Origin of the sequence: Microbacterium sp. YJN-G, assembly GCF_015040615.1 — a bacterium.
Taxonomy (GTDB): Bacteria; Actinomycetota; Actinomycetes; order Actinomycetales; family Microbacteriaceae; genus Microbacterium.
Genome location: NZ_CP060402.1, coordinates 1,889,494 through 1,912,770, shown reverse-complemented (window position 1 = coordinate 1,912,770; position 23,277 = coordinate 1,889,494). Strand labels below are relative to the sequence as shown.

The 23,277-nt window shown below is 70.7% G+C and carries 19 protein-coding genes; 10 read left to right on the top strand and 9 right to left on the bottom strand.

Annotation, left to right across the window (positions count from 1 at the left end; all coding sequences use genetic code 11):
- Window positions 1-3: 3 nt before the first annotated feature.
- A complete protein-coding gene (locus tag H7694_RS09175; protein WP_227468047.1) occupies window positions 4-927 on the top strand; it encodes an ABC transporter ATP-binding protein in 924 nt (307 codons plus the stop codon).
- Window positions 924-1,601 carry an ABC transporter ATP-binding protein gene (locus tag H7694_RS09170; RefSeq protein ID WP_193596231.1) on the top strand — a complete coding sequence of 226 codons (678 nt, stop codon included), beginning with the start codon at window positions 924-926 and terminating at the stop codon, window positions 1,599-1,601. Before H7694_RS09175 ends, H7694_RS09170 begins: the two co-directional genes overlap by 4 nt.
- 22 nt (window positions 1,602-1,623) lie before the next feature.
- Here the strand turns inward: H7694_RS09170 and H7694_RS09165 are convergent, their stop codons facing one another.
- Window positions 1,624-2,838, bottom strand: a complete 1,215-nt coding sequence (locus H7694_RS09165) for a calcium:proton antiporter (protein WP_227468046.1) — start codon at window positions 2,836-2,838, stop codon at window positions 1,624-1,626.
- A 129-nt stretch (window positions 2,839-2,967) separates the two neighbouring features.
- Here H7694_RS09165 and H7694_RS09160 point away from each other — a divergent pair, with 129 nt between their 5' ends.
- Window positions 2,968-4,038 (top strand): NAD(P)-binding domain-containing protein, encoded by a 1,071-nt coding sequence (locus H7694_RS09160; protein WP_193596229.1) that lies wholly within the window; start codon window positions 2,968-2,970, stop codon window positions 4,036-4,038.
- A 10-nt stretch (window positions 4,039-4,048) separates the two neighbouring features.
- Entirely contained in the window at window positions 4,049-5,215 is a 1,167-nt protein-coding gene (locus tag H7694_RS09155; RefSeq protein WP_193596228.1) for a glycoside hydrolase family 3 N-terminal domain-containing protein, read from the top strand.
- Window positions 5,216-5,235: 20 nt separating this feature from the next.
- On the opposite strand, the gene H7694_RS09150 is transcribed toward H7694_RS09155, so the two are convergent.
- A complete protein-coding gene (locus H7694_RS09150; protein WP_227468045.1) occupies window positions 5,236-6,111 on the bottom strand; it encodes a 3-methyladenine DNA glycosylase in 876 nt (291 codons plus the stop codon).
- Between the two features lie 31 nt (window positions 6,112-6,142).
- Between H7694_RS09150 and H7694_RS09145 the strand changes: the two genes are divergently transcribed.
- Window positions 6,143-7,420, top strand: a complete 1,278-nt coding sequence (locus H7694_RS09145; RefSeq protein ID WP_227468044.1) for a glycosyltransferase — start codon at window positions 6,143-6,145, stop codon at window positions 7,418-7,420.
- 24 nt (window positions 7,421-7,444) lie between these two features.
- Here H7694_RS09145 and H7694_RS09140 read toward each other — a convergent pair whose 3' ends face one another.
- Together H7694_RS09140 and H7694_RS09135 are read right to left on the bottom strand one after the other, a co-directional pair.
- Window positions 7,445-8,470, bottom strand: a complete 1,026-nt coding sequence (locus tag H7694_RS09140; RefSeq protein WP_193596226.1) for an App1 family protein — start codon at window positions 8,468-8,470, stop codon at window positions 7,445-7,447.
- 13 nt (window positions 8,471-8,483) lie between these two features.
- Complete coding sequence (locus H7694_RS09135) at window positions 8,484-9,140, bottom strand: DedA family protein (RefSeq protein ID WP_193596225.1); 657 nt, start codon at window positions 9,138-9,140, stop codon at window positions 8,484-8,486.
- A 42-nt stretch (window positions 9,141-9,182) separates the two neighbouring features.
- On the opposite strand from H7694_RS09135, the gene H7694_RS09130 reads away from it, so the two are divergent.
- From H7694_RS09130 to holA, 5 genes are all read left to right on the top strand, one after another.
- Window positions 9,183-10,508 carry an anthranilate synthase component I family protein gene (locus H7694_RS09130; RefSeq protein ID WP_227468043.1) on the top strand — a complete coding sequence of 442 codons (1,326 nt, stop codon included), beginning with the start codon at window positions 9,183-9,185 and terminating at the stop codon, window positions 10,506-10,508.
- A 103-nt stretch (window positions 10,509-10,611) separates the two neighbouring features.
- Window positions 10,612-13,143: a leucine--tRNA ligase gene (gene leuS, locus H7694_RS09125; protein ID WP_193599151.1), complete on the top strand. Its 2,532-nt coding sequence runs from the start codon at window positions 10,612-10,614 to the stop codon at window positions 13,141-13,143.
- 161 nt (window positions 13,144-13,304) lie between these two features.
- Window positions 13,305-13,928 (top strand): helix-hairpin-helix domain-containing protein, encoded by a 624-nt coding sequence (locus H7694_RS09120; RefSeq protein ID WP_227468042.1) that lies wholly within the window; start codon window positions 13,305-13,307, stop codon window positions 13,926-13,928.
- Window positions 13,925-16,204 carry a ComEC/Rec2 family competence protein gene (locus tag H7694_RS09115; RefSeq protein ID WP_193596223.1) on the top strand — a complete coding sequence of 760 codons (2,280 nt, stop codon included), beginning with the start codon at window positions 13,925-13,927 and terminating at the stop codon, window positions 16,202-16,204. The genes H7694_RS09120 and H7694_RS09115 overlap by 4 nt, the downstream gene beginning before the upstream one ends.
- Window positions 16,205-16,235: 31 nt before the next feature.
- Window positions 16,236-17,282, top strand: a complete 1,047-nt coding sequence (holA, locus tag H7694_RS09110) for a DNA polymerase III subunit delta (RefSeq protein ID WP_193596222.1) — start codon at window positions 16,236-16,238, stop codon at window positions 17,280-17,282.
- 72 nt (window positions 17,283-17,354) lie between these two features.
- Here the strand turns inward: holA and rpsT are convergent, their stop codons facing one another.
- The 5 genes from rpsT to H7694_RS09085 form a co-directional block, all read right to left on the bottom strand.
- Window positions 17,355-17,615 carry a 30S ribosomal protein S20 gene (gene rpsT / locus H7694_RS09105; protein WP_193596221.1) on the bottom strand — a complete coding sequence of 87 codons (261 nt, stop codon included), beginning with the start codon at window positions 17,613-17,615 and terminating at the stop codon, window positions 17,355-17,357.
- Window positions 17,616-17,756: 141 nt separating this feature from the next.
- Window positions 17,757-18,482: an alpha/beta fold hydrolase gene (locus H7694_RS09100; protein WP_193596220.1), complete on the bottom strand. Its 726-nt coding sequence runs from the start codon at window positions 18,480-18,482 to the stop codon at window positions 17,757-17,759.
- An 86-nt stretch (window positions 18,483-18,568) separates the two neighbouring features.
- Entirely contained in the window at window positions 18,569-20,284 is a 1,716-nt protein-coding gene (locus tag H7694_RS09095; RefSeq protein WP_193596219.1) for an ABC transporter family substrate-binding protein, read from the bottom strand.
- A gap of 120 nt (window positions 20,285-20,404) precedes the next feature.
- Window positions 20,405-22,348, bottom strand: a complete 1,944-nt coding sequence (locus H7694_RS09090; protein ID WP_193596218.1) for an ABC transporter ATP-binding protein — start codon at window positions 22,346-22,348, stop codon at window positions 20,405-20,407.
- Window positions 22,345-23,277 carry an ABC transporter permease gene (locus H7694_RS09085; RefSeq protein ID WP_227468041.1) on the bottom strand — a complete coding sequence of 311 codons (933 nt, stop codon included), beginning with the start codon at window positions 23,275-23,277 and terminating at the stop codon, window positions 22,345-22,347. The genes H7694_RS09090 and H7694_RS09085 overlap by 4 nt, the downstream gene beginning before the upstream one ends.

Here is a 23,277-nt window from a genome sequence, read left to right as displayed (position 1 = left end):
GACATGGCTGACGGGGCGATCGTCTGCGAGGGGCTCGTGCGGATCTTCACCGCACAGGGCGTCGAGGTGCAGGCACTGCAGGGGCTGGAGCTGCGGGTGGGCACGGGCGAGATGGTCGCCGTGGTCGGTGCATCCGGGTCGGGCAAGAGCACGCTGCTGGGGATCCTCGCCGGACTCGACCGGCCCACCGCCGGTTCGGCGCGCGTCGCCGGGCACGACCTGATCACCATGAAGGGCGCGGAGCGCCGGGAGTTCCGCCGTCGCAGCGTGGGATTCGTGTGGCAGCAGTCGGCGCGGAACCTGCTGCCCTACCTGTCGGCGCGCGAGAACATCGCGATGGTGCATGAGGTCGCCGGGGTCGTGCCACGCTCCGAGCGCACCGCCACGGCCGACGAGCTGCTCGAGCAGCTGGGTGCGGCGGAGGTCGCCGGCAAGCGGCCCGGCGAGATGTCCGGCGGTCAGCGGCAGCGTGTCGCGCTCGCCGTGGCGCTCGCGAACCGCCCGCGGGTGCTGCTGGCCGACGAGCCGACCGGCGAACTCGACGAGCACACCAGCGCCGAGGTGCTCGCCGCCATGGAGGCGGCCAACCGCGAGCGCGGGGTGACGACCCTGATCGTCACCCATGACGCCGGTGTCACCGAGCACGTCGAGCGCACCGTCCGCATCCGCGACGGACGCACCGCGACCGAGACGCTGCGCCGTACCGGCACCGACGACGAGGGGCGGGCGGTGCGCACGGCCCGTGAGTACGCCGTACTCGACAAGGCCGGCCGCATGCAGCTGCCCGCCGACTTCGTCGCAGCCCTCGAGCTGCGCGAACGCGTGCGGCTGAGCCTGGAGCCCGACCACGTGCGCGTCGCCCCCGGACACTACAGACCGGCGGATGCCGACGACGAGTCCGGTGAGCAGGCAGGGGACGGATCATGAGCGCGGTGCTGCGGGCCGAATCCCTCACGAGGGTCTTCCCGAGTCCCGGCGGTGACGTCGTCGCCGTGCGGGATGCCGGGCTGACCGTCCACGCCGGTGAGCTGGTCGTGGTCGCCGGCCGGTCGGGGGCGGGCAAGACCACGCTGCTGACGATGCTCGGCGGGCTCGATCGCCCCACCTCGGGGCGCGTGCTCGTCGACGACGCCGATCTCGCCGATCCCGCCACGGACGTGGCGGGGCTGCGGGGCACCCGCATCGCGTCGATCTTCCAGACCGCGGGGCTGCTGCCCGTGCTCTCCGCGGCCGAGAACGTCGAGGTGCCGCTGCGCATCCGCCGTGTCGATCCACGCGAGCGCGATCAGCGGGTCGCCACGGCGCTGCGCGACGTGGGCCTGGAGGCGCACGCCCGGCAGCGGCCGGGCGAGTTGTCGGGCGGACAGCAGCAGCGGGTGGGCATCGCCCGGGCGCTCGTGATGGACCCGGGCATCCTGCTCGCGGACGAGCCGACCGCGCAGCTCGACAGCGAGACGGGCGCGCAGATCATGGACCTGGTCGCACGGCTGGTGCATCACCGCGGCACGGCAGCGGTCGTCGCGACGCACGACCCGGCCATGATCGCGCGCGCCGATCGCGTGCTCGACCTGCACGACGGCGTGCTGCGCGCGCGTCCCTGACGAGCTTGCCGGCCCGTCGGGATCAGGAGAACACGCTCAGCCCGTAGATCACGAACAGGAACAGGTGCGCGGCGCCGTGCAGGGCGGTCAGGCGCCGGCTCGTGAACGTGGTGAGCGTGAGCAGCAGGGTGATGGCGAGCAGCAGCAGGTTCACCGGCGTCTCGGCGAGCAGCACCGGCTGCCCGGTCAGCAGCCCGATCGTCAGGACGGCGGGGATGGTGATCCCGGCGGTGGAGACCAGGGCGCCGTGGCAGAGGTTGCTGACCCGCTGCATCTCACCGGCAAGCGCCGCACGGATCGTGGTGATCGTCTCGGGCAGGAAGACGATCATCGCGATGAGGATGCCCGACAGCGCCACCGGTGCACCGATCGCGCCGAGTCCGGCATCGAGCATGGCCGCCATGTGCTGCGAGAGCAGCACGATCGGCAGCACGAGGGCGAGCAGCAGGATCACGCGGGCGACGAGCTCCGCACGGTGCCGTCGCAGCACGGCTGCGACAGACGGGTGCGCCGCACCTGACGCCGACAGAGCGGATGCCGACAGCCCGGACTCGGACAGAGCGGATGCCGATGGCGCGGCATCCTGCACCTCCTGGAAGTCCGCGCGCTGCGCGCCCAGCTGGCGCACGAGGAAGAACACGTACAGACCCGCCGTGAGCGTGATCATGACCACCGCCTGCCCCGGCGTGTACGAGCCGGCGTCGCCGATGAGCCCGGGAAGGGCGAACGCCACGGTGAGCAGGGCGATCAGCATCCCGAGGTACAGCGAGACGCCGGTGCGGTTCGCGCGCAGCCGCCGGTGCCGCAGCCCTCCCGCCACGAGGGCCGCCCCGATGACGAGATTGAGGATGATCATCGACACGGCCATCACCGAATCGCGTGCGATGGTGGCGTGCTCACCCGGGCCGAGCATCACCGCGGCGATGAGGATGACCTCGATGCCGGCGATCGACAGGGTGAGCACCAGCGTGCCGTACGGGTCGCCGAGCCGGCGGGCGAGATGCTCGGCCTCGGTCACCACGCCGAAGGCGCAGGCGGTGATCACGACGACGATTCCGCCGAGCAGCGCCCAGAGCAGCCACGTCGGCAGGGGAGTCGCGAGGACAGGGCCGAGTGCCTGGAGCAGCAGGAACGCTCCCCAGCCGAGCAGCAGGCGGACGATCGCCACCGGGGTGAGCACGGAACGAATCAGGCCGGAGGAGACGAGGGCAGGAAGGCGGGGGGTGGAGCGACGCACGGACGGATGCCGATTCTGCAGGGCCGTCCCCGCGTGTGGTCTCTCCGCCGGGTCGTCCCGCCGGTCGCTTGCCGCCAGCCTAACCGACCGGGCGGAACAACCCGGCGGGCGGGAGCGTTCATCCCGGATGTGAGCATTCTGCAGAGCGTCGTGATCGGAGCGGGCCAGGCCGGCTTGTCGGCGTCGTACCACCTGAAGCGACTGGGCATCGATCATGTCGTCCTCGACGCGAACGAACGCCCGGGCGGGGCGTGGCAGCACCGCTGGGACGCCCTGACCATGCACGACGTGCACAACGTCGCCGAACTGCCCGGTGACGTTCCGCCCGCGCACAGCTCACGCCGCGCGAACGTCGTGGTGCCCGGCTACTTCGCCGACTACGAGCAGCGGTTCGACCTGCCCGTCATCCGCCCGGTGACCGTGCGGCAGGTAAGCGACGACGACGGCATCCTGGTCGTGCACACCGACACGGGGGAGTGGCGCACCCGCACGCTGGTGAACGCCACCGGCACGTGGACCTCGCCGTTCCTGCCGCACTACCCCGGCATGGAGACCTTCCTCGGTGAGCAGCTGCACACCGTCGACTACCCGGGGCCCGAGCACTTCCGCGACAAGCGGGTGCTCGTCGTCGGCGGCGGAGCATCCGCCGTGCAGTTCCTCGGCGCCCTCGCCCCGATCACCGAGACGCTCTGGGCGACCCGGCGTCCGCCGGTGTGGCGCGACGACGACTTCACCCCCGAGGCCGGCACCGCCGCGGTGGCCCTCGTCGAGCAGCGCGTCGCCCAGGGGCTGCCGCCCGAGAGCGTCGTGAGCGTCACCGGCCTCGTCGTGCGCCCGCAGGAGCGCGAGGCCGAGCGGCTCGGCGCCTACGCGGCGCGCCGCCCGATGTTCGAGCGCATCGAACCCGACGGGGTGCGCTGGGCCGACGGCACCTTCGAACCGGTCGACGTCATCCTCTGGGCGACCGGCTTCCGTCCCGCCATCAACCACCTGGCCCCGCTGCACCTGCGCAGCCCGCAGGGCGGCATCCGGCTCGACCGTGAGGGACGAGGCACGACGGCCATCGCCGACCCGCGTATCCAGATGGCCGGGTACGGGCCGTCGGCGAGCACGATCGGCGCCAACCGCGCCGGCCGCACCGCCGCGCAGGGCGTGAGGCGTCAGCTCGCTCTCAGCGAGGAGCCCGTCGCCGTCGCGTAGCCTTGCAGGAATGCGCCGAGCACTGCGAGCAACTCTGGTCGCCGCGCTGATCGTCACGATCGCGGGCGGCTGCGCGCCCGCCCCGTCCGCCGCACCGCGCCCGGCGACCTCGACCCCCGCACCTTCGCCCTCACCCACGCCGACCGTGGATCCGGCGGTCGCCGCGGTGCGGCAGATGAGCACGGCCGAGCAGGCGGCCAGCGTCGTCATGGGGCACGTGCCGACGACGGATGCCGCCGCTCTGAAGACCTACATGGCCTCGGGGCCCGAGGGAGCGCCGCTGGGCGGGTTCATCCTGATGGGCTCGAACATCGGCGGCGATGCGGCCCAGGTGCGCGCCGTGACCTCCGCGCTCACCCTGGATCCCGAGCTGCCTCCGCTGATCGCGGTCGACCAGGAGGGCGGGGTCGTCTCCCGTCTGCCCTGGGATGCCCTCCCCGGGGGACGCCGGCTGCAGGCGGATGACGCAGCCCGGGTGCGCGACGTGTTCGCCGACCGTGCCGGGCTCGTCGCCCAGACCGGCGTGAACGTCAACTTCGGCATCGTGGCCGACGTGCCGGCGGATGCGGGATCGTTCATCTCCTCGCGTGCCCTGGGCGCCGATCCGGACGCTGCGGCCGACCGTGTCTCGGCAGCCGTGCAGGGCGAGCAGGGCGTCGTACTCTCGACGCTCAAGCACTTCCCCGGTCACGGCGCGGCCCCGGGCGACTCGCATCACGGCATCCCCTCCACGCCGATGAGCCTGCAGCAGTGGCGTGCCACCGACGCGAAGCCGTTCGAAGCCGGCATCGCCGCCGGAGCCGAGCTGCTCATGCTCGGCCACCTCGCCTACACCGCCGTCGACGCCGCTCCCGCCTCGCTCTCACCGCGCTGGCACCGGATCGCCCGCGATGACCTCGGCTTCGACGGCGTGCTGATCACCGACGACCTGGGGATGCTCGGCTCCTCCGGCATCACCGCGTACCGCGATCCCGTCGCGAACGCCGTCGCGGCGGTCACCGCCGGCAGCGACATGGTGCTCATGATCGCCGGATCCACGCCCGCGACCGCACCGGCCATGGCCGCGGGCATCGCGCAGGCCGTCACCGACGGCACCCTGCCCGCCGAACGCCTCGAGGACGCCGCCGTGCACGTCATGACGCTCCGCATGAAGGTCGCAGAGCAGACGACGCCGTAGGCGTCAGACGGCATCAGACCTCAGACGGTGTGCGACGCCGCGCTGTGCGGCATCCAGGCGCTCAGCATCCGCTCGCGCAGCACGGCACCGCGCTCGGCGAAGCCGCGCTGCCGGCGCACGTACACGGCCTTGCCGTCGGCCGTCTCGATGCGCACCGGCTGCACATCCCAGGCCGCCAGATCGTACGGGGCGGCCTCCATGTCGAGCAGCCGGATGTCACGGGCGAGCTCGAAGCAGTCCAGCAGCAGCTCACCGGGGATGAGCGGCCCCAGCTTGACCGCCCACTTGTACAGATCCATCCCGGCATGCAGGCAGCCGGGCTGCTCGAGGTCGGGCTGCGAGTCACGGGCGAGCTGCAGGCGGTTGCGCGGGACGGCATCTTCGGTGAAGAACCGGAACGCATCGAAGTGCGTGCAGCGCAGCTCGTGCGCCTCGACGACGGCATCCGTACCCTCCTGCCCGAGCCGCAGCGGCACCGGATGACGATGCTCATCCTCGCGGTACACCATCGCCCACTCGTGCAGCCCGAAGCAGCCGAACTGGCCCGGACGCGAGGCCGTGCGGCGCAGCATCCGCTCCACGAGATCGGCCAGCGCCGGCTTCTCTGCGCGGAACAGCGTCGCGTCGGGCACGACCTCTCCGGCGCGCTCGCCGCGGGAGTACCAGCGCCACCCCGCGCGCTCCGGTGCGTCCTCGAGCACGACCCCGGCACCGGGATGCCAGCGACGCAGCAGCGCCGGCTTGTACGCGTAGTAGGTGAACAGGAAGTCCCACACCGGATGCTTCTCACCCCGGGCCGCCCGCTCGCGATGCGCCGCCGTCAGCTCATCCGCACGTCGCTCGTGCGCGGCGGCACGCTGCGCCCATTCGGCGCGGGGGAGGATGACGGCGGACACCAGACGAGGATACGCGGGATGCCTGACTGGGATGACCGCCGAGCACGCCAGCGGCATCGCCCTGGTCGCGACCCTGTGGGGCAGCCGGGTCATCGTCGCGGCGATCAGCATCGCCCTCGTGCTCAGCGGCATCATCATGCTCGCCCGCGCCGTGCTCGTGCTGGCAGCCGCCTCACGGCACCGGCGTCAGGCGAAGGAGGCCGCGCGCCGTCGCACCTGGATCCATGACGGCACCGTCTCGGTCATCGTGCCCGCCCACAACGAGGCCGCGGGCATCGAGGCGGCGGTGCGGTCGATCGCGGCCTCACGGCTGCCGGTCGAGATCATCGTCGTCGACGACGGCTCCACCGACGGCACGGCCGACATCGTCGAGAGTCTCGCGCTCGAGCAGGTCACGGTCATCCGCCAGGAGAACGGCGGCAAGCCCTCAGCCCTGAACACCGGGATCGCCGCCGCCCGCGGCGAGATCATCGTCATGGTCGACGGCGACACCGTCTTCGAGGAGGACACCGTCTCGCGCCTGATCCAGCCGTTCGCCGACCCGGCCGTCGGTGCGGTCTCGGGCAACACGAAGGTCGCCAACCGCGGCGGCGTGCTGGGCGCCTGGCAGCACATCGAGTACGTGGTCGGGTTCAACCTCGACCGCCGGCTCTTCGACGTCGCCGAGTGCATGCCCACCGTGCCCGGAGCCATCGGCGCGTTCCGCGCCGAGACCCTGCGCCGTGTCGGCGGGATCAGCGACGACACGCTCGCAGAGGACACCGATCTCACCATGGCGATCTGCCGGGACGGCTGGCGGGTCGTGTACCGGGAGGACGCGCTGGCGTGGACCGAGGCGCCCGCCAGCCTCGGCGCGCTGTGGCGGCAGCGCTACCGCTGGTGCTACGGCACGCTGCAAGCGATGTGGAAGCACCGCGGTGCGGTCGTGCAGGGCGGTGCGGCCGGCAAGCTCGGCCGCCGGGGCCTCGGCTACCTGCTGGTGCTGCAGGTGCTGCTGCCGCTGTTCGCCCCTGTCGTGGACGTGTTCGCCGTGTACGGGCTGTTGTTCCTGGACCCGCTGCGGATCATCGCGCTGTGGCTGGCGTTCCTCGGCCTGCAGCTGGGGATGGCGGTGTACGCGTTCCGGATGGACGGCGAGAGGCTGCGGCCGCTGTGGACCCTGCCGCTGCAGCAGGTCGTCTACCGTCAGCTCATGTACCTCGTGGTGATCCAGTCGGTGTTCACCGCCCTGTCGGGCACGCGCCTGCGCTGGCATCGCATGCAGCGCTACGGCACGCTGACCGTACCGCCGACGACCGTCTCGCGCTGAGCTCAGCGCGGGTCGACAGCCGGTTCAGCGCGGGTCGATCAGGCCGACGTCGCTGAGCCGGTCGCGCAGGCCCGCGCCGTCCTCGGCACTGACCCACGGCGCCTTGGCGGGGTCGTGCTCGGCCGAGGCGCGTCCACCGGCCAGCACCGCCTCGGCGGGCAGCAGGCGGCGGATCGCGACGCCGGCCACCGAGCCGGGATGTTCGTCGAGGAACTGCGAGTAGATCGCCTCGTCGTGCTGCCCGTCATCGCCGATCAGCAGCCAGCGCACCTCGGGGAACTCACGGGCCAGGCGCCGCAGGTTGGTGGTCTTGTGCTCGCGGCCGCTGCGGAACCAGCGGTCGTGCGTGGGGCCCCAGTCGGTGAGCAGCATGGCCCCGGCGGGGAACAGATTGCGGCTGAGGAACCGGCGCAGTGTGGGTGCGACGTTCCAGGCCCCTGTCGACAGGTAGATCATCGGCGCGCTGGGGTACTCGCGCCGCAGCTGCTCGAGCAGCACGGCCATGCCGGGAACAGGGGTGCGGGCGTGCTCGTCGAGCACGAAGGAGTTCCAGGCGGCGATGAACGGCCGGGGGAGGGCGGTGACCATGACGGTGTCGTCGACGTCGCAGATCACGCCGAAGCGCACGTCGTCGGCGACGATGAACACGGTCGCCTCCACGGGATCCTGGCCCTCGACGGACATGGTGAGCGTCTGCCAGCCGGGCTCCAGCTCGGCCTCGATGACCGTGTCGATGACACCGCCGCGGTCGGCGACGACGTCGTGGGTGCGCCCGCCGACGTGCACCTGCACGGCGGCGAAACTGACCGGGATGCTGACGAACGCGCGCCAGCCGCGCACGCCGGTGCCCTCACCGCGGGAGCGCTTCAGCGGCGGGGGGACGATGAGCGCTCGACCGACGACGCGCACCCAGCCGGTGCCGCCGTAGCCGGGGAACGGGACGACGGTCGCCGAACGCCCCCGTCGGCGGGCGCGGCGCTCGCGCCAGACGTGGAATCGGTGCTCGAGTCGAGCGAACCAGTGGATCTTGGCCGCTGAGGCTGGGGACATCGTCTCCAGTCTTTCACGCTTCCGTGTCGGTCTCGTCCGCCATGTGGCGTTCCTCGCGCTTGGCGATGACCTTCTTCCCCACGGCCAGCGCGATGAGCAGCACCAGGATGCCGCCGACGAAGAAGTAGCCGGCGTAGTGCACGCGCTGCGAGAGCTGCATGTAGCTGCCGGCCGCGCCGGCGGCGAGGCTGACGTAGATCGCGGCCCACAGCACGCAGGCCGGCAGCGTCCAGGCGATGAAGCGGCGGTAGGCGTAGCCGCTCATCCCGACCGTGAGCGGCACCAGCGAGTGCAGCACGGGCAGGAACCGCGAGAGGAAGATCGCGATGCCTCCGCGGCGGCGCAGGTACCGCTCCGAGCGCACCCAGTTGCGTTCGCCGATGCGCCGGCCCAGCCATGAGGTGCGGATGTGCGGACCCGCCCACCGGCCCAGCCAGAAGCCGAACGACTCGCCCAGCAGGGCGCCGACGACCACCGTGGCTCCGAGCGCGAGGCCCTGCGGCCACGAGGTGACGCCGATCGCCGCCACCAGCACGATCGTGTCGCCCGGCATGATCAGCCCGATGAGGATGCTGGTCTCGAGCATGATCGCGATGCCGGCCAGCACCGTGCGCAGGACGGGATCGACGGACTGCACCATCTCGATCGCCCAGAGCACGAAGTCGTTCACCCCATGAGCGTAAAGCCTGCGCCGGGGCCATACGCTGTGAACGTGTCCGCCCCCCGTCCGCTCGTCGCGCTGCCGCTGCCCGGCCGCGTCGATCCCGAGAACGCCTTCCTGCTGCTGTTCGCCGGTGAGGAGGCCGCGTTCTGGCTGGATGCCGGTGCGGATGCCGCCGCAGGATGGAGCCTGCTGGGCACGGGTGCCATCGAGCGAGATGCGGATGCCGTCCGCGCCGTCACGCTGACCGGCACGGCCACGGATGCCGTGGACGGCCCGCCGTTCCACGGCGGCTGGGTGGGCTGGGCCGGCTACGAGCAGGGCGCTGCGGCCATGGGCGCACCGCATGCCGCGGTCGCGGACGGTGCCTGGATCGGCGTGACCCGCGCGATCGCCGTCGACCACGCCGCGGGGCAGGCGTATGCCCTCGCCGAAGCATCCGGCGCCTCACGCTGGCGGGACGAGGTGGACGCGGCGCTCGCGGCTGCCGCACCGCTGCCGGCGCCGGTCCCTGCCGTGGACGCCGGAGCCGCGGCCGCACGGCACACCGTCACCGGCTACATCGACCTCGTCGAGCAGTGCCGGGCCGCCATCGAGCGCGGCGACGCCTACCAGCTGTGCCTGACCACCCGGTTCACCGTGCCCCGCCCCGACGACCCGCTGGCCGTCTACCGCCGGCTGCGACGAGCGACCCCCGCCCACCACGGCGGCTGCATCCGCGTCGGCAGGCGGCATCTGCTCAGCGCGAGCCCCGAGCAGTTCCTCGCCGCCGCGGGCGGCATCGCCTCGACCAGCCCGATCAAGGGCACCCGGCCGCGCGGGGCTTCGGCGGACGAGGACGCCCGGTTGGCCGAGGAGCTGCGCACGGATGTCAAGGAGCGCGCCGAGAACGTCATGATCGTCGACCTCATGCGCAACGACCTCTCGCACGTCGGCGTGCCGGGAAGCGTCCGCGTCGAGCGGCTGTGGCAGGTGGAGACCTATCCGGCCGTGCACCAGCTGGTCAGCACGGTCAGCGTGCGGCTGCGCGAGGGTGTCACGGCCGGCGACCTGATGGATGCCGCGTTCCCCGCAGGCAGCATGACCGGCGCCCCCAAGCTGTCCGCGATGACCATCCTGCACGCCTTGGAAGGGGCGCCCAGGGGCGTCTACTCCGGGTGCTTCGGGCATGTCGGGCTCGACGGGCGGGTGGATCTCGCCATGGTCATCCGCTCGATCATGGTCGACGACGACGCGACGTACGTCGGGGCCGGCGGCGGGATCACCTGGCTCTCGCGCCCCGTGGCCGAGGCCGCCGAGGTCGCGACGAAGGCGCGGGCGCCGCTGGCGGCGCTGGGCGCGACGGTGCCCGCCGAGTGGGCGGCCGTCGTCGACTAGCGATACCCTGGAGGGGCCCGATTTCCGGGTCGTCCCGCATCTTCAGATTGGTCGTTCCTTGTCCGAGCACTCGTCAGCATCCAACGCCGAGACCACGGAAGCGATGTCCGCGCACGACATCCAGAGCAAGTGGCAGCAGTACTGGGCTGAGAACGACACGTTCCTCGCGGGCGGTGCGGACGACAACCGGCCCCGCAAGTACGTGCTGGCGATGTTCCCGTACCCCTCGGGCGATCTGCACATGGGGCACGCCGAGAACTACCTCTACAGCGACATCGTCGCGCGGTTCTGGCGCCACCGCGGCCACAACGTTCTCAACCCGATCGGCTGGGACTCGTTCGGCCTGCCCGCCGAGAACGCCGCAATCCGCCGCGGCGCCGACCCGCGCGAGTGGACCTACAAGAACATCGAGCAGCAGAAGGCCGGGTTCCGTGCCTACGGCGTCTCGTTCGACTGGTCGCGCGTGCTGCACACCTCCGACCCCGAGTACTACCGCTGGAACCAGTGGCTGTTCCTGAAGATGTACGAGCGGGGCCTGGCCTACCGCAAGAAGAGCCCGGTCAACTGGTGCCCCAACGACCAGACGGTGCTGGCCAACGAGCAGGTCGTCGACGGCCGCTGCGAGCGCTGCGGCGCCGAGGTCGTCAAGAAGAAGCTCACCCAGTGGTACTTCCGGATCACCGAGTACGCCGACCGCCTGCTGGATGACCTGAACCAGCTCGAAGGCTTCTGGCCGCACAAGGTGCTGCAGATGCAGCGCAACTGGATCGGCCGCTCCATCGGCGCCGACGTCGACTTCCGCATCGAGGGCCGCGACGAGCCGGTCACGGTGTTCTCCACCCGCCCCGACACCCTGCACGGTGCGACCTTCTTCGTCGTCGCCCCCGACGCCGACCTCGCAGCCGAGCTGGCTGCGGATGCGCCGGACGAGGTGCGGATGCGCTTCCAGGAGTACCTGGAGAAGACGCAGAAGGAGACCGACATCGAGCGGCAGTCCACCGACCGCCCGAAGACCGGTGTGTTCCTGGAGCGCTACGCGATCAACCCGGTCAACGGCGAGCGCCTGCCGATCTGGGCCGCCGACTACGTGCTTGCCGACTACGGTCACGGCGCCGTCATGGCGGTGCCAGCCCACGACCAGCGCGACCTCGACTTCGCCCGCGCCTTCGACCTGCCCGTCAAGGTCGTCGTCGACACGACCGCGCCGCTGACCGGTGCGGTGCCGGTGATCCCCACCGACGAGGACGGCGTGCCCATCGTCACCGAGACGCTGGATGACCAGCATCCGGCCAGGACCGGCATCGCGCTGACCGGCGAGGGCCGGATGATCAACTCCGGCGACCTGGACGGGCTGTCCAAGCGCAACGCCATCGCCCGCCAGATCGAGAAGCTCGAGAAGGACGGCCTGGGCCGCGCTGCCAAGAACTACCGCCTGCGCGACTGGCTGATCTCGCGCCAGCGCTTCTGGGGCACGCCCATCCCGATGCTGCACACCGAGGACGGCGGCATCGTGCCCGTCGCCGAGGAGCAGCTGCCGGTCACGCTGCCGAGTATCGAGGGTCTCGACCTCTCGCCCAAGGGCACCTCGCCGCTGGGCGCGGCCGAGTCGTGGGTGCGCACGGTCGTCCCCTCCACCGGTGAGCCGGCGCTGCGCGACCCCGACACCATGGACACGTTCGTAGACAGCTCCTGGTACTACCTGCGCTTCCTCTCGCCGAACAGCTCGGAGTTCGCCTTCGACGAGGACGAGGCCAAGCGCTGGGCGCCGATCGACTCGTACATCGGCGGCGTCGAGCACGCGATCCTGCACCTGCTGTACGCGCGGTTCATCACCAAGGTGCTGTTCGACATGGGCCTGGTCGACTTCACCGAGCCGTTCTCGAGCCTGATCAACCAGGGCATGGTGATCCTCGACGGCGCGAAGATGTCGAAGTCCAAGGGCAACCTCGTGCTCTTCCAGGAGGAGCTCGACGCGCACGGCGCCGACGCGCTGCGCGTGGGCCTGGCCTTCGCCGGCCCGGTTGAGGATGACAAGGACTGGGCCGACGTGTCGACCACCGGCGCGCAGAAGTTCCTCTCCCGTGCGATGCGCATCGCCGGTGAGGTCACCAGCGAGGCGGGCATCGGCTTCGACGGCGGGGATGCCGTGCTGCGCCGCGCCACCCACCACCTGCTCGCCGAGGCGCCCGGCCTGGTCGAGCAGACGAAGTTCAACGTGCTCGTCGCGCGTCTGATGGAGCTCGTCAACGCCATCCGCAAGACCATCGACTCCGGCGCGGGCGCCGGCGACCCGGCAGTCCGCGAGGCGACCGAGACCGTCGCGGTCATGCTCGACCTGATCGCCCCGCACACCGCGGAGGAGATGTGGGAGCTGCTGGGCCACGAGCCGTCGGTCGGACTGGTGCAGTGGCAGCCGGCCGATCCCGCGCTGCTGGTGGAGGACACCGTGACCACCGCCGTGCAGATCGGCGGCAAGGTGCGCGCCACCCTCGAGGTGCCCGCGAAGATCTCCGAGGCCGAGCTGGAGGCCTTGGCACGCTCCGACGAGCGCGTGCAACGTGCCCTGGAGGGCAAGGAGATCATCCGCGTGATCGTCCGGGCGCCGAAGATCGTGAACTTCGCCGTCAAGGGCTGACGCCGCCGCAGGCCTGGGTCACTCGGGGGCTGACGCCGCCGGAGGCCTGGGTCACTGAGCCTGTCGAAGTGCTCCTGCACATCCGTCCGGCGTGCGGGAGTTCTCCACATCCGCCGGGGTGCGACGGTCCGCACGGTGCGCCGGATGCCTAGCGTGGCGGAGTGCCCGCTTCGGATTCGCCAGGTCAGGATGCCGCAGCGCGTCCGCGCCTGAAGCTCGGCATCGGCGCAGCGGTCACCCTGGGCCTGATCGTGCTGTCGGCCGCAGTCGGCTGGGGGATCCTGCGCGGGCAGGCGACCCCGATGGACAGTGTCGCGCTCGACGCGCCGGCGACGGAGGTCACGGGTCCGCAGGGCGCCGAGGGACTGTACGTGCACGTGCTCGGCGAGGTCGCCCATCCCGGGCTGTACATCCTCGAGCCCGACGCGCGCCTGGTCGATGCTCTGGCCGCTGCGGGCGGCACGCTCGACACCGCCGATCTGCGGGCCGTGAACCTCGCCCGTGCGCTCAGCGACGGCGAGCAGATCATCGTCCCCGTGCAGGGGGAGGCGTCGTCGCCCGAGGGCGGCGGGCCCTCGGCTGTCGGCCCCGACGGTGTGATCGACCTGAATGCGGCGACCCAGGAGGATCTGGAGACCCTGCCGCGGATCGGTCCCGCGCTGGCGCAGCGGATCCTGGAGTGGCGGGAGGAGAACGGCCGGTTCCGGTCGGTCGACGACCTGATGGCGGTGCCGGGGATCGGCGAGAAGCTGCTCGCCGGCGTGCGCGAGAAGGTGCGGGTGTGAAGGATCTGCGCACGAGCCTGCTGGCCGGCATCCTGTGGGCTGCGGCGCTGGTGTGCATCGCGCTGCCCGTCGTCGCCGTCCCGCTCGCCGGAGCATCCGCGGCTGCCGTGCTCGCCATCCTGATCCGGTGGATGCCGGGGAGAACCGGTGGCGGACTGGCCGTCCTCGTGCTGCTGAGCTGCGCCGCCGTGGGGGTGACGGTGGCTGCGGCGCAGCCGCAGCGCGCGCTGCTCGCGGCATCCGACGGGCGGGCCGTGGAGGCCGTCGTCGTGGTCAGCTCATCGGCATCCTCCGGAGCCGACGGCAGACTCTGGTTCGACGCGCAGACCGTCGCGATCGGCGCTCCGGGTGCACTCGATCCGCTCTCGGCGCCCGTGCGCGTCGGCATCGAACCGATCGCCGGGGTGGATCTCGGGGCGCGGCTGCGGGTCGCGGGTCAGGCGAAGGCGACCGGCCCAGCCGAGCGCGCCGGGCTCGTGATCTTCGGCACCAGGGCGCAGGTCGAGCGGCCCGCGGAGGGTGTGTTCGCGATCGCCGCCGCGACCAGGGCCGACTTCGTCGCCCGCGCGACGAAGCTGCCCGAACCCGGCGCCGGCCTGCTGCCCGGCCTCGCCGTGGGCGACACGCGTGCCGTCTCCGACGAGCTGAACCAGGCGATGCTGGCGTCGGGGCTCAGCCACCTCACCGCGGTGTCCGGCGCGAACTGCATGATCGTGGTCGCTGCGGTGTTCGGCCTCGTCGCTCTCGCGGGCGGAGGACGCCGGCTGCGGGTGATCCTGTCTCTGCTGGCCCTGGCCGCGTTCGTTGTGCTGGTCACGCCCGAGCCGAGCGTGGTGCGCGCCTCGGTGATGGCGTCGTTGGCGATGCTGAGCGTGCTGATCGGGCGGCCGAGCGCGGGCCTTGCCATGCTGTCGCTGGCGGTGTGCGGACTGCTGATCTCGGATCCCTGGTTCGCGGCATCCCCGGGATTCACGCTGTCGGCGGCCGCGACGGCCGCCCTGCTGGTGCTGTCGCGTCCGCTGCTGCGCGGTCTCGGACGGTGGATGCCGCAGCCGCTCGCGCTCGCGCTGTCGGTGCCCCTGGCGGCGCAGGTCGTGTGCGGCCCGATCATCGCGCTGTTCTCCGACCAGCAGTCCGTCGTCGGGGTCGTCGCGAACCTCGTCGCCGCCCCGGCGGCGCCCGTCGCGACGGTGATCGGGCTGCTCGCCTGCCTGGCCGCTCCCGTGCCACCGGCCGCAGACCTGCTCGCCGCCGCGGCCTGGCTGCCGGCCGCCTGGATCGACACGACCGCGACGGTGACGGCATCCCTGCCCGGGGCGACGATCGAGGTGGTCGCCGGCCCCGTCACCGCCCTCGTCGTCGGCATCCTCAGCATCGCGGTGACGGTGGTGCTGGCGCGCCCGCAGAACGCGTGGCTGCGGTCCGCCTCGGCGGCGGTGATCGTCATCGCGCTGGCCGTCACGGGCGGGCGGATGCTGCTCAGCGGGCCGCTCGCACCCCTGACCGTCCCCGAGCGCTGGTCGGTCGCCGCATGCGATGTGGGCCAGGGGGATGCAGTGCTGCTGAGATCGGCCGGCCGCACCGCGCTGGTCGACGCGGGACCGGATCCGGACGCGCTGGCCGAGTGCCTGGCGCAGACCGCGACAGGCCGAGTCGACCTGCTCGTGCTGACGCACTTCGACCTCGATCACGTCGGCGGCTGGTCCGCCGTGCGGGGCCGAGTGGGAACGGTGCTGCACGGGCCGGCGGAGGAGGAGGCGGACCGCCGCATCCTCGCCCGGCTGGCAGATGCCGGGGCACGCCTCGTCCAGGCGCACACCGGGATGCGCGGCACGCTGGGCGAGGCGCAGTGGGCGGTGCTCTGGCCCGAACCCGACTCGGTGGTCTTCCCGGCCGGCAACGACGCCAGCGTCGTGCTCGAGATCGCCGGGGGCGGCATCCCGCGCACCCTGCTGCTGGGCGATCTGTCCGCGGCGCCGCAGCGGCGCCTGCTCGCCTCCGGACGGGTGCGCGGCGGGTACGCGGTCGTCAAGGTCGCCCACCACGGCAGCCGCGACCAGGAGCCGGCCCTGTACGACGCCGTGCGCGCCCCGGTCGCGCTGATCGGGGTGGGGGAGGACAACGACTACGGGCACCCCAGGGAGGAGGCGCTCAGCATGCTGGAGGCGGCCGGGTCGCGCGTGCTGCGCACCGACCTGCGCGGACTCATCCTGCTCGGGATGCAGGACCGGAAGCTGCTGGTCTGGTCGGACCGCACACCGGCAGCTGCGCGGTGAGTCCGTCGGTGGCCGCCGGTAGGCTGGGGTGATGGCTGCCCCCCGATCCAACTCCCGCGCAGGCGGCGCCGCGGCGAAGGGCGTCAAGATCCCGCAGGTCGCCTGGCGCGAGCCGCGGCCGGCGCCGATCGTGCTCGTCTCGGGGCCCGAGGAGGTGCTGGCCGAGCGCGCGATCGCCGGCGTCCGCGACTACCTGCGCGCCGAGGACCCGGCGCTGGAGGTCACCGACATCCGGGCCGACGACTACGCGGCAGGCACCCTGCTGGCGGTGACCTCGCCGTCGCTGTTCGGCGAGCCGCGGCTGGTCCGCGTCGCGGGGGTCGAGAAGTGCTCGGACGCCTTCCTGCTCGAGGCCGTCAAGTACGTCGAGAACCCGCAGGAGGGCGCCACCGTCATCCTGCGGCACACCGGTGCCAGCGTGCGGGGCAAGAAGCTGCTGGATGCCGTGCGCGCCGGCACGGGCAACGGCATCGAGATCCCCTGCGCGGCCGTCAAGCGCGACGGCGACCGCGTCGACTTCGCGGCCGGGGAGTTCAAGGCGGCGAAGAAGCGCATCGCCCCCACCGCGCTGCGTGCTCTCGTCTCGGCCTTCGCCGACGACCTCACCGAGCTCGCCGCCGCCTGCCAGCAGCTGATCGCCGACGTCGAGGGCGACATCACCGACGACACCATCAGCAAGTACTACGGCGGGCGGGTCGAGGTGTCGGCCTTCGTCGTCGCCGACACGGCCATCGCCGGCAAGTACGGCGAGGCGCTGATCGCCCTGCGGCACGCGCTCGCATCCGGTGCCGACCCGGTGCCCATGGTCGCCGCCTTCGCGATGAAGCTGCGCACCATGGCGCGCGTCGCCGGCAACCGTGAGCCCAGCCGTCAGCTCGCGCAGCGGCTCGGCATGAAGGACTGGCAGGTCGACCGGGCACGGCGCGACCTCTCCGGCTGGAACGAGCGCTCCCTGGGCATGGCGATCCAGGCCACCGCCCGCGCGGATGCCGAGGTCAAGGGCGCCGCCCGCGACCCGATCTTCGCGCTCGAGCGGATGGTCACCGTCGTCGCCACCCGCGACGCCTTCGGCGCCTGACACAGCAGAAGGCCGCCCCGCGAACGGGACGGCCTTCTGTCAGGACCTGGGTTCCTGAGCCTGTCGAAGGACTCAGAGAGCGGCGACCTGCTTGGCGATGGCCGACTTGCGGTTCTTCGCCTGGTTCTTGTGCACGACGCCCTTGCTGACGGCCTTGTCGAGCTTGACGGAGGCGACCTTGAGGGCGGCCTCAGCGGCCTCCTTGTCACCGGCGACGACGGCCTCGCGGGTCTTGCGGACGAACGTCTTCAGCTCGCTCTTGACGGCCTTGTTGCGCTCCTGCGCCTTCAGGTTGGTCTTGTTGCGCTTGATCTGCGACTTGATGTTTGCCACGTGTGGACGCTTTCTGTCTGGATGGTGATCGGATGCTGCAGACGGGAGAGGGGCGTCGACAGCGGTCGTGAGGGACGAACCCACACGCAAGCCAAGAGTCAATGTTACCAGCATCGGGCCGTCACGCGGAACGCGCCGCTCTCACGCCTCGCGCGCGTCGAGGGTCGCCAGGGCGAGATCCAGCACCGCGTTGAACACCCTCGGTCGCATCGCCGTCACCAGATGCGAGGTGCGGGGCACCACGATCAGCTCGGCATGAGGGGCGAGCCGGCGGAACAGCGTCTCATGCGCACGCAGCTGGTCGAACTGGCCGTTCACGAACCACAGCGGGGCCTGGATGCGGCGCACCGCCGCCATCAGGTCGAGCGTCGACAGGCTCCGCAGCACGACCGACTGCGCGTCGAGGGCGTAACCGCCTGCGGCGAAGTCGGCCCGGTTCTCGATCGGGATGGTCGCCGCGAGCACCCGCTCGGTGAGCCATCGCCCCCGATCGGGGAGGCGATCGAACGCGCCCGCGAGAGCCCGGTACGTCAGCAGCGCGGCGCCGCGGGGGAGTGACGTGCAGGATGCCGCGATGAGAGCGGCGACCGGAGGTGGATCCTCCGAGCCGACGTACTCCAGCGACAGCAGCCCGCCCATGGAGTGCCCCGCCAGCAGCACCGGTCCGCGTTCGGCAGCCTCGCGCACGGCCGTGTCGACCGTGCGGAAGGCCTCCTCGAGCGTGAACGGCTCGGCCATGCGCGTGCCGTGCCCCGGAAGATTCACCGCGGTCACCGCGATGCCGCGCGAGGTCAGGTGCTCGACCTGGGAGCGCCACATGGTGGCGGAGGTGCGGATGCCGTGCACGAGCACCACCTGGGGGGTCATGCCTCCAGCATAGGAAAGCGGGGCCGGTGGATGAACCACCGGCCCCGCTCAGATCGTCGCGCCGGAGCGCAGCGGATCACCTGGGATTACTTCTCCCAGCCCACGTTCTCCACCGGCTGCACGCCGAAGAGGTCGAGACCCACGTAGGGCTCGGGGGTCAGGTTGGCCAGACCCTTCTTGGCAGCCGAGATCGACGGTCCGTTGTAGAGCGGGATGAGGCCCCACTCCTGGAAGATCTCAGCCTCGAGCTCCATCGCAGCCTCGGTCTGCTTGACCGGGTCCTTGATCGACTCGACCTCGTCGTGGATCCGCTGGTCGGTCTCGGCGTTCTGCACGCCGGACAGGTTCAGGCCCTGGTCCTGGCCGTACAGCTGGAAGAACCACGCCGCACCGAACGGGTCGGACGAGGTGAACCGGAGGCTCATGATGTCCCAGTTCTTGTTGTTGTAGTCCTCGGCGAACTTGTTCGGCGGACGCACGTCCACCTTCACCTCGAAGCCGATCTCCTTCAGCGACGCCTGGATCGACTGGGCGAGTGCCGCCTGCGTCGGGTCGTCGTTGAAGATCGGGTAGGTGACCGACAGCTTCACGCCGTCCTTCTCGCGGATGCCGTCGGCACCGGCCTCCCAGCCGGCGTCGTCGAGGATCTTGTTCGCGGCCTCGGGGTCGTACTTCCAGCCCGCCTTCTCAAGCGAGTTGCTGTAGCCCGGCTGGAACGAGAACAGCGTGAAGGAACCGGCGGGCTCCTCGGTGTAGTCCAGGCCGTTCCAGGCGATCTTCTTCTGCTGGTCGATGTTGATGCCCATGAAGAAGGCCTTGCGCACCTCGACGTCGGCGAACTGCGGCTTCTCGGCGTCCACCTCGAGCAGCGTGTTCGCCGTCTGCATCGCACGGTAGATCTCGATGTCCTCCATGTCGGCGACCTGCGCGAGGCGGTCCTTGGTGCCGACGCCGACGGTGTCGATCTCGCCGTTCTTGAACGCGTTGATCGAGGCCTGCGAGTCCATGCCCGTGAAGGTGACCTTCTCGAGCAGCGGCTTGTCGCCCCACCACTTGTCGTTCGGCTTGAACGAGACGAAGTCGGTGTTCGCGTCGAACGAGTCGATCGTGTACGGACCGGCGCCCCACTCGGGGTGCGGGTTGTCGATGAACGCCGTGTTGAACGTCTCGGGGTCGGCGAGAGCCGGGTGGATGACGCCCGTCAGGAACGGCATCTGCGGCCAGGCGAACTCGCTCTTGAAGGTGACGATCGCGGTCTTGGGGCTGTCGCCCTGCTCGACCGACTCGATCTCCTTGTAGCCGTCGATCGCGTTCGGGACGAAGCCCTCGTCGTTCGAGCGGTTGGCCTTCCAGGTGGCGTCGATGGCGGTCCAGTCCATCGGGGTGCCGTCGTTCCAGGTCGCCTCCTCCGTGAAGGTGAAGGTGATCTGGGTCTTGCCGTCGACCGTGTCGATCTTCCACTCGTCGAGGTACGCGTCGTGCTTGTACGGCGTGCCGTCCGGCTTCTGCAGCAGGATCTGGGGCATGTACCACGCTGCCACGCGTGCGGTGTCGGCGCTGCCGTCTCCGTGGAACGCGTTCAGCTGCTCCGGGATCTCGTTGATCGGGAAGTTGGCGACGCCACCCTCCTTCAGGTTCTCGCGGGGCTGCGGGTTGTAGTCCGCCGCCTCGACGCCAGCTGCTTCGCCGTCGCCGTTGTCGCCTCCATCACCGTTGTTGCCGGTGTTGGACGCGCACCCGCTGAGAACGAGTGCGAAAGCGCCGGTGAGTGCCAGCGCTCCCATCAGCTTGTGCTGCTTCATGGTGCTCCTTTCGCCTTTCGGCGTGTCATAAGGGGAGATTAGTTGTCGGCGCGACCCAGGCGCCGACGGGCGCAGTGAATCGTGACTAACCGTTATCGGACAGTGACAAGAAGGTTATGGTCAGACCGTCGCCGGACGGGTCGACATCGTCTCGGCGTCGAACACCACCCGCTGACGGGTGCGCTCGATGTCGGGGTCGGGAACCGGGATGGCCGACAGCAGCGCCTGCGTGTACGGATGCTGCGGGTTGTCGAAGACCTCGTCGACGTCACCGTGCTCGACGAACTCGCCGAGGTACATGACGGCCACGCGGTCGGCGATGTGCCGGATCACCGACAGATCGTGCGCCACGAACAGGTACGACAGTCCGAGCTTGACCTTCAGCTCGTCGAGCAGGTTGATCACGCCGGCCTGGATCGACACGTCCAGCGCCGAGACCGGCTCGTCGAGCACGACGATCTTCGGGTTCGTCGACAGGGCGCGGGCGATGCCGATGCGCTGGCGCTGACCGCCCGAGAACGCGCCGGGGAACCGGTCGCGGTGCGCGGGGTTCAGGCCGACCAGGTCCATCAGCTCCTCGACTCTGGCGAACGCCTCGGTCTTGGGCGTGCCGATGGCGAACAGCGGCTCGGCGATGATGTCGGCCACCGTCATGCGCGGGTCGAGCGCGCCCATCGGGTCCTGGAACACGATCTGGATGTCGCGGCGGAGCCGGCGCTCGAGCTTGCGGTCGTGCAGCTCGTTGACGCTCGTGCCGGCGATGACGATGTCGCCGTCCTCCTGCTTCTCGAAGTCCATGATCTGCAGCAGGGTCGTCGTCTTGCCCGAACCGGACTCGCCGACGATCGCCATCGTCTCGCCCTCGCGCACGTCGAAGCTGATGCCCTTGACCGCGTGCACCTCGCCGACCTTGCGCTTGAACAAGGCGCCCTTCAGCAGCGGGAACGTCTTGACCATGTTCCGCACCTCGAGGGTGACCGGGCGCTCCTCGCGGGGAGTGCGGGTCAGGTCGCTCTCGGGCACCTGGATGGCCGGATAGACGGGCAGACCCCCGATGAGCCCATCGGAGTCGATCTCGTCCGCACGGATGCAGGCAGCCAGGTGGCTGTCACCGGACTGTGCCTCGACGGGGAGCAGATCGGGCTCGCGCTTGACGCAGGCGTCGATCGCGATCGGGCAGCGCGCCGCGAACGGGCAGGCGTCGGGCAGGTTGATCAGCAGCGGCGGGTTGCCCTTGATCGGGATCAGGGGCTCCTTCTTCACCTTGTCGACACGGGGGATCGCCCCGAGCAGGCCGATGGAGTACGGCATCCGGGTGTTGTGGAACAGCTCGTGCGCCGGGGCGTGCTCGACGGGCTTGCCCGCGTACATCACCATGACATCGTCAGCGGTGCGGGCGACCACGCCCATGTCGTGGGTGATCATGATCACCGCCGCGCCGGTCTCCTGCTGCGCCTTCTCGATCAGATCGAGGATCTGCGCCTGGATGGTTACGTCGAGGGCCGTGGTGGGCTCATCGCAGATGATCAGCTTCGGGTTGTTCGCCATGGCGATGGCGATCACCACGCGCTGGCGCATGCCGCCCGAGAACTCGTGCGGGAACGACTTCATCCGCTTCTCGGGATCGGTGATGCCGACCAGCGTGAGCAGTTCGAGCGCACGCTCCCACGCGGCCTGCTTGGAAAGGCTGCGATGCACGGTGAGCGCCTCGACGAGCTGATCGCCGATCGTGAACACCGGGGTGAGCGAGGTCAGCGGATCCTGGAAGATCATGGCGATCCCGTTGCCGCGGATCATCGACATCTGCTTGTCGGTCTTGCCGAGCAGCTCCTGGCCGTCGAACTGCACCGAACCGGTGACCTTGGCGCTCTCATCGAGCAGGCCCATGATCGCCAGCGACGTCACCGACTTGCCCGAGCCCGACTCGCCGACGATGCCGAGGGTGCGGCCCGCCTCGAGGTCGAACGAGACACCGCGCACGGCATCGACACGGCCAGCCTCGGAGGGGAAGCTGACCTTCAGGTCGCGGACGGACAGGATGGTCTTCGAGGTCGGAGTGCTCATGCGCGGCCTCCTGCCGCCGAGGTGGGATCGAGGGCGTCGCGCAGACCGTCGGCGACCAGCGCCATCGAGACGGTGAGCAGGGTGAGTGCCAGGGCGGGGAAGTAGAACAGCCACGGGGCGCTGGTCACGCTCGCCGCGCCGATGCCGATCAGCGAGCCCAGCGACACGTCGGGGATCTTCACGCCGAAGCCGATGAACGACAGGCCGGTCTCGGTCATCACCGCGGTGACGACGCCGAGGGTGAAGTTGATCACCAGCAGCGACCCGATGTTGGGCACCAGGTGACGCAGCACGATGCGCATGCCGCTCACGCCCATGTAGCGCGCCGCGTCGACGTACTCGCGCTCGCGCAGCGAGAGCGCCATCGTCCAGATCACGCGGGCGGGGAAGAACCAGCTGACGAAGATCATCGCGAGCGAGATCACCCGCCAGTCGCCGCCGGCGTCGTTGGAGACCAGCGCGAGGATGAGGAACGTCGGCACGACCATCAGGAAGTGGATGACCAGCAGCGTGACCTTCTCGATGCGGCCGCGGAAGTACGCGGCGGCTGCGCCGACGACGGCGGAGAGGATCGTGACGCCGACAGACACGGTGACGGCGATCATCAGCGAGCGCTGCAGGCCCACCGCGGTCTGGGTCCACGTGTCGTTGCCGGAGGCGTTCGTGCCGAACCAGTGCTCGGCCGACGGACCGGCGCTGAGGGCCAGGAAGTCCATGTCCTCGATCGTGTACGGCGAGGTGAGCGGCACGACGATGGAGTACACCACCATCAGCCCGAAGATCACGATGCCGGCGACGGCGGGCTTGTTGCGCATGAAGCGGCGGCGGTACAGCGTCCACTTGCTCAGCTGCTTCGCGGGAATGCGCTCTGCGGTGGTCTCGGGGCCCACTGCGGGCTGCACCGTGGGGTCGATCATCTCGGTGCTCAT

Coding starts and splice junctions, on each gene's coding strand:
- H7694_RS09175 (WP_227468047.1), top strand. CDS start 4: ATGGCTGACGGGGCGATCGTCTGCGAGGGGCTCGTGCGGATCTTCACC.
- H7694_RS09170 (WP_193596231.1), top strand. CDS start 924: ATGAGCGCGGTGCTGCGGGCCGAATCCCTCACGAGGGTCTTCCCGAGT.
- H7694_RS09155 (WP_193596228.1), top strand. CDS start 4,049: ATGCGCCGAGCACTGCGAGCAACTCTGGTCGCCGCGCTGATCGTCACG.
- H7694_RS09145 (WP_227468044.1), top strand. CDS start 6,143: ATGACCGCCGAGCACGCCAGCGGCATCGCCCTGGTCGCGACCCTGTGG.
- H7694_RS09140 (WP_193596226.1), bottom strand. CDS start 8,470: ATGTCCCCAGCCTCAGCGGCCAAGATCCACTGGTTCGCTCGACTCGAG.
- leuS (WP_193599151.1), top strand. CDS start 10,612: ATGTCCGCGCACGACATCCAGAGCAAGTGGCAGCAGTACTGGGCTGAG.
- holA (WP_193596222.1), top strand. CDS start 16,236: ATGGCTGCCCCCCGATCCAACTCCCGCGCAGGCGGCGCCGCGGCGAAG.
- H7694_RS09100 (WP_193596220.1), bottom strand. CDS start 18,482: ATGACCCCCCAGGTGGTGCTCGTGCACGGCATCCGCACCTCCGCCACC.
- H7694_RS09095 (WP_193596219.1), bottom strand. CDS start 20,284: ATGAAGCAGCACAAGCTGATGGGAGCGCTGGCACTCACCGGCGCTTTC.
- H7694_RS09090 (WP_193596218.1), bottom strand. CDS start 22,348: ATGAGCACTCCGACCTCGAAGACCATCCTGTCCGTCCGCGACCTGAAG.
- H7694_RS09085 (WP_227468041.1), bottom strand. CDS start 23,277: ATGAGCACCGAGATGATCGACCCCACGGTGCAGCCCGCAGTGGGCCCC.